Genomic DNA, 14,476 nt, shown 5'->3' with positions numbered 1-14,476 from the left:
GGGCCGCCTTCCGCCGCGCCTCGATCCGCGCCTATCTTCGACGGACAATCATCTGCCGTCGTCGACGATCAGGTACGGAGCCTCGCCATGAACCGCATCCCGCGTCGCATCTCCGTGTTGCTGGCGCTCGCCCTCTTCGCACTCCTCACACCGCTGCCGCGTCCCGCCGGGCCCGCCGCGTTGACCGCGCAGGAAATCGCCCCCGGGGCGGTCACGCTGGATTCCGCGTTCCTGGCGGGGTACCGCTGGCGCAACCTTGGTCCCGACCGGGGAGGGCGCTCCATTGCGACGAGCGGCGTCGTGGGGCGGCCGCTGGAGGGCTACTTCGGCGCCACCGGCGGGGGACTGTGGAAGACGACCGACGGCGGAGAAAACTGGTTCCCGGTCACCGACTTCAAGATCACCTCTGCCTCCGTCGGGGCGGTCGCCGTCTCGGAGACCGATCCGGACCTCGTCTTCATCGGGACCGGCGAGACGTGCATCCGCGGCAACATCATGCCGGGGGATGGCGTGTACCGGAGCCGCGACGCCGGCGAGACGTGGGAGCACGTCGGATTCTCCGAGTCGCACGGCATCGCCAAGATCCGCATCCATCCCACGGACCCGAACATCGTCTATGTCGCGTCGTTCGGAAAATACGGCGCGCCGAGCGAGGAGCGCGGCCTGTTCCGCAGCACGGATGGGGGCGACACCTGGGCGCGCATCCTCTTCCGCGACGAGCGCACGGGGGCGGTGGACATCGCCCTCGACCGCAATGACCCGGACGTCATCTACGCGGCGCTCTGGGAGGCCTTCCGCAAGGAATACACGATGTCCTCGGGCGGTCCCGGGAGCGGGATGTTCAAGAGCACCGACGGGGGCGACACGTGGACGGAGATCACGCGGAACCCCGGCATGCCGGCGGAGGGGGTCGTGGGGCGGATCGGCCTCGCCGTCTCGAGCGCGAACTCCGGGCGCGTCTTCGCCCTGTTCGAGCACGCGGACGGGGGCCTCTTCCGCAGCGACGACGGCGGCGACACGTGGGAACTGGTCAACGACGAGCGCCGCATTCGGCAGCGCGCCTTCTACTACACGCACGTGTTCGCCGACCACCACGACCCCGATGTCGTGTACGTGCAGAACACCTCGCTCTTCCACTCGACCGACGGCGGCGAGACGTACGAGGTCATCAACAACGGGACGCACGGGGACTTCCACGACTTCTGGATCAGCCCGGAGGACCCCGCCCACCTCATCGTGGCCAACGACGGCGGCGGGGCGGTCAGCTTCGACACGGGGCAGCACTGGACGGACCAGGAGTTCTCGACCGCGCAGTTCTACCACGGCGTGACCACGGCCCACGTGCCCTTCCATGTCTGCGGCTCGCAGCAGGACAACAGCACGCTGTGTCTGCCATCAGCCTGGAACGCGAACCGGCTCGGCTTCGGCCAGGCGCCTCCGTTCGGCGGTCAGCCGGCGAGCATCACGGAGGGCTCCATGGAGGTCGCGTACCGTGCCGGGGGCGGGGAGCCGGGCTACATCGCGCCGGACCCCCGGGACCTCGACGTCTTCTTCTCGGGAACGAACAACGGGCGCTACATCGACCGCTTCAACCGGCGCCTCGGCACCTCGCGCGAGGTGAACCCCTACCCGTGGTTCTACTCGGGCGAGCCGGCGAGCGAGATGGTGGAACGCTGGCAGTGGACGTTCCCCATCATCTTCTCTCCTCTCGACCCGAACGTCCTCTACACGTCCTCGAACCGGCTGTGGAAGACGACGAACGGGGGTGACGACTGGGAGGCGATCAGCGGCGACCTCACGCGCGCCGACCCGATGACGCTCGGCCATTCCGGCGGGCCGATCACCGGGGACATGAATGGACCGGAGGTCTACGCCACCATCTTCTCGGTCGGGCCGGGGAAGGTGGACATCGACGTGATCTGGGCGGGGTCGGACGACGGCCTCGTGCACGTGACGCGGGACGGCGGCGCGACGTGGACGGACGTGACGCCGCCGGACATGCCGGACTTCGGGCGCGTGAGCCAGATCGACGCCTCGGCGTTCGACGCGGGGCGGGCCTACGTCTCCGTGCGCAAGCCGCTCCTGAACGACCTCTCGCCCTACATCTGGAAGACGGACGACTACGGGGCGACGTGGACGAAGATCGTGGGCGGGATCCGGGACGACGCCTACGTGCATGCCGTCCGCGAAGACCCGAACCGGCAGGGGTTGCTGTACGCCGGGACGCAGCACGGCATGTACGTGTCGTACGACGACGGGGCGAACTGGCAGGAGTTGAACCCGGGGTTCCCGGACCTGCCGGTCTCGGACGTCATCGTGGAGCACAACGAACTGGCGATCGCGAGCCACGGCCGCGGGTTCTGGGTGCTCGACAACCTGGCGCCCCTGCGGCAGGCGCGCTCCGGGCTGACGGAGGAGGCGGTCGCGCTGTTCGACCCGGCCCCCGCGCACCGCTCCGCCAACGGGGCGACGCTCTCGTGGTGGTTCCGGGAGGCGCCGGAGGAGGCCCGGCTCGAGATTCTCGATGCGTCGGGCACCGTGCTGCGCACCTACGAGCCGGCTGCGCGCCCGGACCCGTCCGCCGAAGGCGATTCGACGGCTGTGGAGGGCGAGGGGGAGGGCGAGACTGAGGGCGAGGCAGCGCCGACCCCGGCCCGCGACCGTTGGGCCGGACCCGCGCTGCCGGCCGAGGCGGGGCTCAACATGCTCCAGTGGGACCTGCGAGTCGCGCCCGCCGCGACCTTCCCCGGCATGATCCTGTGGGGCGTGCGCACGATGGCGCCGGCCGTGCCGCCGGGGACGTACACCGTGCGGCTGACGGCCGATGGCACGGTGCGGACGACGGAGATCGAGGTTGCCCGCCACCCCTGGATCGAGGGCGTGACGGACGAGGATCTCCAGGAGCAGTTCGAGTTCGGGATGCGGATCCGGGCGCGGGTGGACGAGGCCAACTCGGCCGTGATCGCCATCCGGCGGGTGAAGTCGCAGCTTGACGACCGGCTGGAAGCCTCGGACGACGCCGCGCTGGCGGAGGCCGCGGGCGCGCTGCGAACGGCGGCTTCCGCGGTGGAGGGGGACATCTACCAGGTGCGGAACCGCAGCAACCAGGATCCGCTGAACTTCCCGATCCGCGTGAACAACCGGCTCGCGAACCTGCTCTCGATGTCGGAGCGCGGCGACGGCCGGCCCGGGAGCGGGATGTACGAGGTGTTCGGGATCATGGTGGCCGAACTCGAGGGCCACACGACCCGCCTCGATGACGTGTGGCGGGTGGAACTGGCCGCGGTGAACCGCGAACTGGAGCGTCTCGGACTCGCCCCGGTCGATCCCGCCGACGAAACGGTCGAACTCGTCTCGTAAACCGCTGGAGGCCCGGGCGACGTTCCCGCGGGAACGCCCCGGGCCTCCGCTCAAGCGGTCGGCGGCAGGGTGATCAGCCGGCCTCGGGGAGCTGGCTCACGTACTCGACCATGCGCTGCTGCTGATCCTCGTCCGGGAGGCGCCCCATGCCGCCGCCGAGGTTGTCCACCATGTGTTCCGCGCGGCTCGTCGCGGGCGTGACCACGGTCACGGCGGGGTGCGCGGCGGCGAACTTGATGAAGAACTGGGCCCACGAATGGGCGTCGAACTCGCTCCCCCACTCGGGCACCTCGCGGTCCCCCACGCGCGACCACAGCCGGGTGCGCCCGAACGGCACGTACACGAGCACGCCGATCTCCCGTTCCGCCGCGAGCGGCAGGATCTCCTCGGCCGCGCCCAGATTGTCGACCGCGTAGTCGACACCGATGAAGTCGAGGGGGTAATCCCGCATCACCTGCGCAAGCACCGGGTACCGTCGCGCGCTCGTGCTCGTGATCCCGATGTAGCGGACTCGCCCGGCCGCCTTCAGCTCTTCGAGAATCCCCAGTTGTACCGGCGGATCTCCCAGGTTGTGGACCTGGATGAGGTCGATGACGGGAACGCCGAAGTACTCGAACGAGCGCTCGATCTGGGCCCGCGCCGCGTCCGGATCCGCGGAACCGCCGCCCCGCCCGGCCACGTTCACCTTGGTCGCCCAGAAGACGCGATCGGAGATGCCGAGCCTCTGGCAGATGTCCCCCGCCACCTCCTCGGAGGAGCCGTAGCCGGGAGCGGTGTCGAACACGGAGCCGCCGCCATCGACGAGCGCCTGCATCACCCCCTCGAGCTGCGTCACGTCGTCACCGCGCGCCACGCGCTGGAAGGTCGCGGAACTCCCGAGGCCGACGATCGGCAGTTCCTCTCCGGTGGAGGGAACGGGCCGCGTGATCATCTCCTGGCCCTGGAAGGCGCGCAGGATGCGGGGGTTCAGGGAGAGGGCGGCGCCCGCGGCGGCGGTCGAACGGAGCCAGTCGCGTCGAGTGACCATCTTCAAGTTTCCTCGTGCTGGAGTTGGACTGTCGTGTAACTGTCGCATCAGGCATGCCGGACAGGCCCGACGGTCGGGTAACACCTTACGCGGCCCAACCGCTGCCCCCTCTCGGGCGCCGGGTCGGAGAACACGTTGACCATGGTCATGACCATGGTTCTATTGAGAGTCCGTTGAAGACGTCGGACATGCTCGGAGCGGACGGATGGAAGCAGACCACGAGCGGCCCGCGGGTGGGCCGCGGACCATCAAGGCATCGGAGTTCAAGGCGAAATGTCTCAGACTCATGGATGAGGTCGCCGAGACCGGCGAGGAGATCGTCATCACGAAGAACGGCCGCCCCGTGTCGAAGCTCGTCCCATGTACCGAGAGGCCGGAGACCCTGTTCGGACGGTATCGCGATGTGATCCGGATCCGCGGCGATATTGTGGGGCCCATGCCCAGAGAGTGGTGGGACATCGGGGATGACGAAGGGGAGGATCTCTTTTGATCCTGCTCGACACACATGTCTTGGTGTGGCACGGGCGCGGAGACCGTCGGCTCGGTCGGCGTGCCCGCCGGGTGGTCGAGCGCGCCTTGCCCCGGCGGCGTGCCGCGGTCTCCGCCATCTCGTTCTGGGAGATTGCCATGCGGATCCACAGCGGACGGCTCGATGTCCTCATGGATCCGGAGGCCCTGCGTCGCGACCTTCTCGCTCAAGGCCTCGTTGAAATCCCGGTCAGCGGCGTGATTGGCATTCGAGCAGGCGTACTTCCGGAGCTTCATGGGGATCCTGCCGACCGATTGATCGTCGCCACGGCCCTCGAGGGACACGAATTGCTCACAGCGGATCGGCGCATCCTCGACTGGCCCGGCAAGCTGAGCCGGATCGACGCGACCGAGTAAGGCGGATTTCAGGCTCGGCCACCATGCGCTTCCAGCCGGGCGACCTCGGCCATGACGCGGTTGAACTGGGTGGCGGCGCGGTGCGGGGCGAGGTTGCACAGATAGACGTGTGCGGCGCCGGCGCGCCGAAGCGCGATGATGGTCTCCGCGCAGTGACGATCCGCCGTGACCCCCGCCTCGAAAGCCGAAGCCACCGCCTCGACCGGAACCGGGAAGAACCGCGACAGCCGTTCGAGTACGCTGCGACGGCCATTCCGATAGTAGAAGACGCCGAATGAGCCGGGGATCGCGAGGCCCTCTCGTTCCGCGCTCTCCAGCCAACCCTCCGCCAGCGCCAGGTCGTGGTGTGAGACGACCTGCGTGAGGTAGTAGTCCGCCTGGTACTCCGGGTCCGTGGCGAAGCCGATCTGTTCGGCGATGGGACGGTGCAGGTTGACCCAGCCCCCGAGTGACAGGCGCGGCGCCCGCTCCCGGAATCTCCGTCGAAGCTGATACCCGTGGGGGAGGCAGCGCTCGACCCCTCGCACCTTGTCTCCGCCGGTCACGGTCACGCTCTCGACGCCGCGGGCTCGCGCGCGGTCGACGTAGCGCAGGCAGTAGTCGAGCGGGTGGAGGCAGGTGAGGAAGGGTACGACCCGCCACGGGTCCACCTCGTTCGCGAGGTTGGCGGTGAGGTGCTGGAGGTTCTCCTCCTCCTCCTCGCCCACGGCGCTGTCCGTGAGCATGAGGAACGCGTCGCGCGCCGCGAGACCCCGGATGGCATGGGAGAGGTCGATCCACATGTCCATCGCCCCGCCGCGCGTGAGTCCGCTGCGAGGCGGCCGGAGTTCGACCGTCATCGTCGGCTTGTCTCCCCGCAACCGCCGGACGAAGCGGCTCCGGGACGACGTTTCCGTATGGACTGGCGGTTCGCTCACGACGGCAAGATCCTGGCTCGGACGTTGGTGGTTCCCGTTTCGGGCCGGTTCACGGACCGGGAGAGGATGCGCAGGCGGAGCCCCGTTGCAAAGCCGCGGAGGTCGCGTTCCGTTTCGGGTCGCGGGCCGGCGCGTCGGCAACGCAGGCGGAGCCCCGTGTGGTCCGGGCGACATTTGGCGGAGAAACCGGGTGACGGAAGACCGTGACGGAAGAAATTGTCGTGAGCGATGAGCAGTTGGCGGAGGAGATCCTCACCCTCCTCTCGCGGACGCCGGGGACGGTGCGCGTGCTACTCGAGGACCTGCCGCCCGGTCTCCTGCACGCGGATGAGGGGGAAGGGACGTTCAGCCCCTTCAGCGTGTTGGGACATCTCGTTCAGGGCGAGATCGACGACTGGATTCCGCGGGCGCGGTGGATTCTGGCACACGGCCGCGAACGGGCGTTTCCGCCCTTCGACCGCTTCGCGCACGTCGAGCGCACTCGCGGCCGCACGCTGGATGAACTGCTGACCGAATTCGAGACCCTGCGCGAGACCGGACTCGCGGCGCTCGGGGAAGTGGTCGAAGGCGAGGCCGATCTGGATGCGGGCGGCCTTCACCCGGAACTGGGCGAGGTCACGCTGCGGCAACTGCTCACCACCTGGGCCGTCCACGACCTCAACCACATCGCCCAGATCGCGCGGGTCGTCGCGCACCGGTTCGAGAACGAGGTCGGTCCCTGGAAGGCCTACCTCCCCATCCTGCGCCACGACCGGTAGCGGCATCGCGATACGGCCAGGACGGACTGAACCCTGCGACGGGGACGTCGTCACACGGTGGCGAGAGCGAACATACGGAGATGGCCTCCCAGCATCATGGACTGGATTCAACCGCTCTACACGCGAAGCGAAGTCGACCGCGCCGGGGAGAAACTGGCCGCCACGGGATGGGTGAGTAGCGGGCGCGGCGAGCCGGACACCCGACACGAACTCGCGGTCCTGAACAACTGGCGCGCCGCGCACAGCTTTCCGCTCAACACGATACAGATGGGCCTGCTGCGACGGACCAGGAGCAGAGAATCCCAAGCCATCGTCTCACAGCGCCTGAAGCGGGCACCCGCCACGATCGCCAAGCTCCGACGGTTTCCCGGGATGAAGTTGTCCCGGATGCAGGACATCGCTGGTTGTCGTGCGATCGTCGGCAGCCCCGTCGCGGTTCGCGAACTGTGGAGTGCACACCATCGCTCGAAGATGAAACACAAACTCATCCGGGAAGTGGATTATATCCAGTGGCCCAAATCGTCCGGCTACCGTGGCATTCATCTGGTATACCGTTATCGAAGCGACAGAAACGAGACCTACAACGGACTCCAGGTCGAGATCCAACTCCGTTCAAAGCTCCAGCACGCCTGGGCGACCGCGGTGGAGACGGCCGGCGCCATCAAGGACCAAGCGCTCAAGTCCAGTGAAGGGAACGCGGGCTGGTTGCGGTTCTTTGCGCTGGCAGGCTCGTGGCTGGCCATAAAGGAGCGCTCTCCTGTGGTCCCGGAAACCCCGTCGGACCCGGTGACTCTACGCGACTCGTTGGTACGGCTCGCGACCGATCTCAACGTGGTCGGCACGCTTGACGATTATCGAACGTTCATCAGCTATGCTCCCGAGCGCCTTCCGTCCCACTGCCACTATTTTCTTCTCGAGCGAAGGCCCGATGAACGATCCATGACAGTCTCGGGTTTCAGAAAGTCGCGACTGGCCGGAGCCGCCAAACTATACGAAGAGCGAGAAGAAGAGATCCGCGGGATCGATGGCGCCGAGGTCGTCCTCGTCGCGATGGACTCCGGGGCAAACTTGCGTGCGGCCTACCCGAACTACCTGTTCGATACGGATCTGTTCATCAAGGAACTCGACCTCGCGACGCGGCGACAGGTACACTTGCCCGGACACCCTCTGCACAGGCGGTAGCCGTGACGGTAGTGGACTCATTCGTCGTCCGGCCGAAAGTAGTCCTCATCTATCCGCCTGATCGCGAGCGTCCGTTTGAGGCGTACCCCAATACCGTGTTCGACCATGAACCGCGCCAGGTCTGGTCCATTGATCAGTACGATGCGCGTAGGGCTCAGGCTAACGAACTCCCTGGCGGCTCTGGTGAAGTCGGAAGTCGTGACGAACACACCCTTGGTCGTACCTGCGGCCGCTATAGCGCCAGCGAAGTTGCGAAGATCCGAAGCGCCAACCGCGTTGCTGGCCGCGTATTTCTTGGCCTGGAGACAGAGCTCATCCAAGCCGAGCGCATCCTCACGGATCTTTCCGTCAATACCACCGTCTCCCGAGCCGCCCGTCACCTGTCCCATGGCTCCATCGCCACCGCCGTATCCCATAGCTACGAGAAGATCCACGATCACCTGTTCGAGAAAACCCGGCTCCGCGTTTCGCACTCGATCGAGCACCTCCGCCTCCAGTGCGTGGTCCAGCGCTTTGGCCGCCTGATCCAGGATTTCCTCGGGGGTGGCTTCTTCCGTTGATTGCTCAAGCTTCTCTCCCGTGGAACTCGTTTCTCGCTCCGTTGTTCTCCACTGGGCATACGACGGATACTCTCTAAGCGCTTTCATATCGATCCGGCTTGGCTTACTACGCAGGAGTTCGTCCCCAGTTCTCGTGCGCTCGTAAACACCGCGGCTGACGCGCGCAACCAAGCCGGCTCGCTGCATGTGAACCAGCGCCCAGGCGATACGGTTGGCGAACACCGCTTGTCGACCGCTCGGAAGCAACTGTTGTATGTCGTCGGCCGAGAGCTTTTCGGCGATCGCAACCTGCTTCCGAATCTCTGAGACCGTGGTTGGTTGTCCATGCGAGAGCGCCGTGAGGACGGGCAGCATCAACGATTGAAAGTCAGGCACGCTCATGGGTTTGGGTCCTTTGTTCTTGCTGTCCGGTTCTCAGTTCCGACGGAGTTCGAGAATCCCGCGATCTAGTGCCCGGAGTTACCGAGGCCAACTCTTCCAGCCGAATCGACGGTCGCGGCCGTGCTTCCGAACACTCGCACCATCGATAATCGGCGTTTCGTCGTCCCGTCATCCGCTTTGCCGCCGTCGCTCAGCTTCCGCCTGGCCGACGGCCGCGGCGAGGGACTTCGTGTAGGGCGGGCGGTGGATGCCGCGCTCGGTGATGATGCCGGTCACGAGGTCGTGCGGCGTGATGTCGAACGCGGGGCTGTAGACGTCGGCCGCCTCGGGGGCGAGGAGGGGGCCGAAGCCGCGGCGGACCTCGTCCGGGTCCCGGTGTTCGATCGGGATGTCGGCGCCGGTCGGTGTCCCGAGGTCGACGGTGGAGGTCGGCGCGAGCACGTAGAACGGGACGCCGTGGCGGTGGGCCAGCACGGCGAGGGGATACGTGCCGATCTTGTTCGCCACGTCGCCGTTGGCCGCGATGCGGTCGGAGCCGACGAAGGCGATGTCCGGCGGCGTCGTGGCGAAGAGCGACCCGGCCATGTTGTCGGCCAGCACCGTGACGTCAATCCCGGCGCGGGAAAGCTCCCAGGCGGTCAGGCGGCTCCCCTGGAGCAGGGGCCGGGTCTCGTCGGCGAACACGCGGACGCGGCGACCGGTCTCCGCCGCGACGTAGACCGGGGCGAGGGCCGTCCCGATGCCGCCCGTGGCGAGCGATCCCGCGTTGCAATGCGTGATCACGGCCTCGCCGCCCGTGAGGAGGGTAGAGGCGTGCTCCCCGATCGCGCGGCACATGCGGCGGTCTTCCTCGTGGATGGCGTCGGCTTCCGCCACGAGGGCCGCGGCCAGCTCTCCGGCGTCCCCGGTGGCCGCCTCCAGTCGGGCTCGCAGGCGGCGGCTGGCCCACACGAGGTTGACCGCTGTCGGCCGTGCGTCCTCGAGGCGTTCGGCCCAGCCGGCGAACCGCGTCCGCAGTTCCTGCGCCGAGACGCCTTCGGCGGCGGACCGCCGGGCCAGGGCCGCGAGGCCGATCGCGGCCGTGATCCCGATGAGCGGCGCACCCCGCACACGCAGGCTCCGGATCGCCTCAATGAAGTCTTCGAGGGTGGAGAGCTCCTTCTCCTCATGGACGCCGGGAAGCAGCGTCTGGTCGAGGATCAGGGCGCTCAGGCCCGCCGGGGCCCAGCGGATCGTTTCCGGGACCGAAAACTCGCGATCGTTCATGCCGCGCAACCTATCCGGCGGCGGGAAAGGCGCTACCTTGGCTGCTACGGGACGTCCCGCAGAGATCGAATGCTGTCCAGGAGGAATCATGACGCCGTCACGAGAACACAGGGTCGTCGGCTCCCCGGTCGCTCTCAAGGTCGCGACCGCCACGCTCGCGCTCGCCATCCTCGCCCCCGTCGCGCCACTCGCCGCGCAGGAGCGGGATCCGGACCACTTCGGCCCCGCGGACGTATTCGAACTGGAAGTCGCCGGCGATCCACGGATTTCGCCGGACGGTTCCCGGGTCGTCTACGCGCGCTCCTCCATGGACATCATGACGGACCGCCAGCGGAGCAACCTCTGGATCGTCGACTACGACGGTTCGAATCACCGACCGCTTCTCACCGGGCAGAGCAATTTCTCCTCTCCGCGCTGGTCGCCGGACGGCACGCGGCTCCTCTACGTCGCGAGCGACGAGCACGGCAAGTCGCAGCTCTACCTGCGCTGGATGGACACCGGACAGACGGCCCTGCTCACGCAACTGGAGCGAGGCCCGGGCGGGCTCTCCTGGTCCCCCGACGGGCGCATGATCGCCTTCAGCATGTTCGTTCCGGACACGCCGCCGCCCTTCGCGCAGATGCCGGCCAAGCCCGAAGGCGCGACGTGGGCGCCACCCGCGACGACCTATGAGCGGCTCTACTACCGCTCGGACAGCCAGGGTTTCCTGCCCGTCGGCTACTCCCATGTGTTCGTCCTGCCGGTCGAGGGCGGGACGCCCCGCCAGGTCACGCACGGCCCCTACAACCACGGCGGGACGCCCGCGTGGACGCCCGATTCGCAGCACCTGCTCATTTCGGCCACCCGGCGCGACGACTGGGAGTACGTGCGGGACTCCGAGATCTTCGAGTTCTCCGTGGCCGACGGCGCGGTGCGACAACTGACCGACCGCCGCGGGCCCGATTCGAGCCCGACGGTGTCGCCCGACGGCAGCATGATCGCCCACACCGGCTACGATGATCGTTACCTCGGCCACCAGGTGTCGAAGCTCTACGTGATGAGCCGGAACGGGTCCGGTTCGCGTCTCATCGCCGACGACCTCGACCGCTCGATCGGGAATCTGCACTGGGCGAGCGACGGGGAGGGGCTGTTCTTCCAGTACGACACCGAGGGGAACACGCGACTCGCCCACGTCGACCTCGACGGGACCGTGACGGACATCGTTTCCAGCGTTCAGGGTCTGTCCATCGGTCGTCCCTACGGAGGCGGCGCCTTCACTGCCTCCTCGAACGACCACTTCGCCTTTACCTACGGGACCCCGGACCATCCAGCGGATCTTGCCGTGACGAACCGGAACGGCGACTGGCAGCGGCTCACGCATCTGAACGAGGATCTCTTCGCGCAGAAGGCGATCGGGGAAACCGAGGAAGTCTGGTACAAGTCCTCACACGACGGGCTCGATATTCAGGGCTGGATCGTGAAGCCGCCCGACTTCGACCCGAGCCGCAAGTATCCGCTCGTGCTCGAGATCCACGGCGGGCCGTTCGCCAACTACGGAGACCGCTTCAGCGCGGAAGTCCAGTTGTTCGCCTCGGCGGGGTATGTCGTCCTCTACACGAACCCCCGCGGGAGCACGAGTTACGGCGAGGACTTCGGCAACGAGATCCACCACGCCTATCCGAGCCACGACTTCGACGATCTGATGTCGGGCGTCGATGAAGTGATTTCGCGCGGATACATCGACGAAGACCAGTTGTTCGTCACCGGCGGATCCGGGGGCGGCGTGCTCACGGCCTGGATCGTGACCCACACGGATCGCTTCGCGGCGGCCGCGTCGCAGAAGCCCGTCATCAACTGGTACAGCTGGGTCCTGACGGCGGACATGGGCGGCTCGAGCGGCATGAATTACTGGTTCCCGGGCGCGCCGTGGGACAACCTCGAGCACTACATGGAGCGATCGCCGGTCCATCACATCGCGAACGTGACGACGCCGACGATGCTGATCACGGGGGAGGTCGACTGGCGGACGCCGATGTCGGAGTCCGAGCAGTTCTACCAGGCGCTGCGGATTCAGAAGGTGCCGTCGGTGCTCGTGCGGATTCCGGAGGCGAACCACAGCATTGGGGCTCGTCCGAGCGGATTGATCAGCAAGGTGCAGCACATCCTCGCCTGGTTCGAGCGCTACCGCACCGGCGGGACGACGACGCAGTGAAGGACCGCGAACTCGGGCTCGACCGGGAGATCACGCGCCGCGACTTCGTCCAGTTGGCGGGGGCCGGGATCGCGGGTTCCGCGCTCATCGGATGCGGGACGGGCGGCTCGGCGGACGGGAGCGGCGGCGCCGTCCCGGGGCTGGCCTCCGAGCCGTGGTCCGACGCGCTCGGGCCGGACTGGTACGGGCCCGGAGGGGTCGGGGACTACGCGTCCTCGCACGGGAACACGCCGGAGGTGGTGCGCTCGGCGCACTGGGTTCGTGACGGGCGGGCGCCGGGCGGGGAGGTGACGGACACCGGGGAGCGCTTCGACGTCGTGATCGTGGGCGGCGGGCTCGCGGGCCTTTCCGCCGCGCACCACTTCAAGCGGCACCGGCCGGCGGGCCGCTGTCTCGTCATCGAGAACCACCCGGTGTTCGGCGGCGAGGCCAAGCGGAACGACATCATGGTCGATGGCGTGCGGCTGGCCGGGCCGCAGGGCTCGAACGACTTCGGCGTGCGTCCGCCCACGGGGGAGCCGGACGACTACTTCACGACGCTGGGCATCCCGCGCGAGTTCGAGTACGCGCCGGACGCCGGACAGGTGAAGGCTCCGTTCGAGAACTACGGATTCATGCACTGGGTGCAGGACCAGTTCTCCATCGGGCACTACTTCGGCGGAACGCGCCGCGGCGGACGCCCGGGCTGGTCGGGCGGGGCGGGCGGCTGGGTCAACGGCCTGTTCGGAGATACCTCCCGCGCGCCGTGGACGCCGCAGGTGCGCGAAGGCTTCGAGCGCTGGCGCAAGGCCCGCGTCGCGGACCATGTGCCCCCGGACGCGCCGGGGGGGCCGGACAATCCCGGGCCGTGGCTCGACGGCATGACGCTCAAGGCCTACTACGAGGACGTGCTCGGCCTGCCGCCCGAGGTGACGGCGTACGTGGACCCGATCCTCGCCAGCATCATCGGACTCGGTTGCGACGCGATCTCGGCCTGGTGGGGGATGCACTTCGACCTCCCCGGCTTCGGGCTCCCCTCCCGCTACGACGGCATGACCTTCCACTCTTTTCCCGGCGGGAACGCGGGGATCGCGCGGTATTTCGTGAAGGACATCGTGCCGGACGGGATCGCCGGCGAACTCGCGCTCGGGGACGTGCTGAACAGACCGATCGATTTCGGGGCCCTCGACCGCCCGGACCAGCCCGTGCGCCTTCGCCTGGCGTGCACCGTGATCGACGTGCGCCATGCGGGGACCGGGGACGGTCGCGTGCGGGTCACCTACGTCCACGACGGCCGAGCGTACTCCGTCGAGGCGGACGGGGTCGTGCTCGCGAGCGGGGGATGGATGAACCGCCACATCGCGGCGGACCTCCCCGACGGGCACCGCGCCGCCTACGAGAGCTTCCGCCACGGGCCGATCCTCGTCGCGAACGTGGCGCTCCGGAACTGGCGCTTCCTCGACCGCCTGGGCATCGCCGGCTGTTTCTACGAGGGCGATCTCGGCTTCTCGTGCAACATCCGGCGGCCCATGTACGCGGGAGACTACCGGCCGGTCCACGCGCCGGATCACCCCACGATGCTGACCTTCTACATCACGTACGAGTCACCCGGCACATCGCCGGCGGACCAGGGGATGACGGGCCGCACGGAGATGCTCAGCACCTCCTTCACCGAGTACGAGAGACGGCTGCGGGCGCAGATGGTCGAGCTTTTCGCGGAGGGGGGCTTCGATCCGGCGGAGGATATCGCCGGCCTCGTGCTCAATCGCTGGGGGCACGCCTACGTGGCGCCCGGCCCCGGCTTCTTCTTCGGACGCGACGGCCGGCCGGCGCCGCCCGACGTGATCCGCGAGCCGTTCGGCCGCGTGGCGGTCGGGCATTCCGAATTGCGGGGGCACCAGAACTGGACCGGCGCGTCCGCCGAGGGCCGTCGAGCCGTCGAGACCGTCCTCGATCTCATCTGATGCTCC

The 14,476-nt window shown here is 67.9% G+C and carries 11 protein-coding genes; 7 read left to right on the top strand and 4 right to left on the bottom strand.

Going from position 1 to position 14,476, the window contains the following annotated elements; genetic code table 11:
• Positions 1-87 precede the first annotated feature (87 nt).
• Positions 88-3,360 (top strand): WD40/YVTN/BNR-like repeat-containing protein, encoded by a 3,273-nt coding sequence (locus tag ACOGXI_RS04905; RefSeq protein ID WP_419937764.1) that lies wholly within the window; start codon positions 88-90, stop codon positions 3,358-3,360.
• 73 nt (positions 3,361-3,433) lie between these two features.
• Here ACOGXI_RS04905 and ACOGXI_RS04900 read toward each other — a convergent pair whose 3' ends face one another.
• A complete protein-coding gene (locus ACOGXI_RS04900; protein ID WP_419937763.1) occupies positions 3,434-4,387 on the bottom strand; it encodes an aldo/keto reductase in 954 nt (317 codons plus the stop codon).
• 205 nt (positions 4,388-4,592) lie between these two features.
• On the opposite strand from ACOGXI_RS04900, the gene ACOGXI_RS04895 reads away from it, so the two are divergent.
• Positions 4,593-4,877, top strand: a complete 285-nt coding sequence (locus ACOGXI_RS04895; protein ID WP_419937762.1) for a type II toxin-antitoxin system Phd/YefM family antitoxin — start codon at positions 4,593-4,595, stop codon at positions 4,875-4,877.
• Positions 4,874-5,272 carry a type II toxin-antitoxin system VapC family toxin gene (locus tag ACOGXI_RS04890; RefSeq protein WP_419937761.1) on the top strand — a complete coding sequence of 133 codons (399 nt, stop codon included), beginning with the start codon at positions 4,874-4,876 and terminating at the stop codon, positions 5,270-5,272. Before ACOGXI_RS04895 ends, ACOGXI_RS04890 begins: the two co-directional genes overlap by 4 nt.
• A gap of 8 nt (positions 5,273-5,280) precedes the next feature.
• Here the strand turns inward: ACOGXI_RS04890 and ACOGXI_RS04885 are convergent, their stop codons facing one another.
• Positions 5,281-6,189, bottom strand: coding sequence for a hypothetical protein (locus ACOGXI_RS04885; protein ID WP_419937760.1), 909 nt, complete (start codon positions 6,187-6,189; stop codon positions 5,281-5,283).
• 203 nt (positions 6,190-6,392) lie between these two features.
• Here ACOGXI_RS04885 and ACOGXI_RS04880 point away from each other — a divergent pair, with 203 nt between their 5' ends.
• Together ACOGXI_RS04880 and ACOGXI_RS04875 are read left to right on the top strand one after the other, a co-directional pair.
• The gene (locus tag ACOGXI_RS04880) at positions 6,393-6,947 is read left to right on the top strand and encodes a DinB family protein (RefSeq protein WP_419937759.1); all 555 of its coding nucleotides are present in this window, start codon (positions 6,393-6,395) and stop codon (positions 6,945-6,947) included.
• Between the two features lie 267 nt (positions 6,948-7,214).
• Entirely contained in the window at positions 7,215-8,129 is a 915-nt protein-coding gene (locus ACOGXI_RS04875; RefSeq protein ID WP_419937758.1) for a RelA/SpoT domain-containing protein, read from the top strand.
• A 17-nt stretch (positions 8,130-8,146) separates the two neighbouring features.
• Here ACOGXI_RS04875 and ACOGXI_RS04870 read toward each other — a convergent pair whose 3' ends face one another.
• Together ACOGXI_RS04870 and mtnA are read right to left on the bottom strand one after the other, a co-directional pair.
• Positions 8,147-9,070, bottom strand: coding sequence for a restriction endonuclease (locus ACOGXI_RS04870; RefSeq protein ID WP_419937757.1), 924 nt, complete (start codon positions 9,068-9,070; stop codon positions 8,147-8,149).
• Between the two features lie 168 nt (positions 9,071-9,238).
• Positions 9,239-10,336, bottom strand: coding sequence for an S-methyl-5-thioribose-1-phosphate isomerase (gene mtnA / locus ACOGXI_RS04865; RefSeq protein WP_419937756.1), 1,098 nt, complete (start codon positions 10,334-10,336; stop codon positions 9,239-9,241).
• 88 nt (positions 10,337-10,424) lie between these two features.
• Here mtnA and ACOGXI_RS04860 point away from each other — a divergent pair, with 88 nt between their 5' ends.
• Both ACOGXI_RS04860 and ACOGXI_RS04855 read left to right on the top strand, forming a co-directional pair.
• Positions 10,425-12,527 carry a prolyl oligopeptidase family serine peptidase gene (locus tag ACOGXI_RS04860; RefSeq protein ID WP_419937755.1) on the top strand — a complete coding sequence of 701 codons (2,103 nt, stop codon included), beginning with the start codon at positions 10,425-10,427 and terminating at the stop codon, positions 12,525-12,527.
• Positions 12,524-14,470 carry an FAD-binding protein gene (locus ACOGXI_RS04855; protein WP_419937754.1) on the top strand — a complete coding sequence of 649 codons (1,947 nt, stop codon included), beginning with the start codon at positions 12,524-12,526 and terminating at the stop codon, positions 14,468-14,470. Before ACOGXI_RS04860 ends, ACOGXI_RS04855 begins: the two co-directional genes overlap by 4 nt.
• Positions 14,471-14,476 lie beyond the last annotated feature (6 nt).

This window comes from Candidatus Palauibacter sp., from assembly GCF_965208055.1.
GTDB lineage: Bacteria > Gemmatimonadota > Gemmatimonadetes > Palauibacterales > Palauibacteraceae > Palauibacter.
This window is presented reverse-complemented; position numbering and strand designations above follow the sequence as displayed.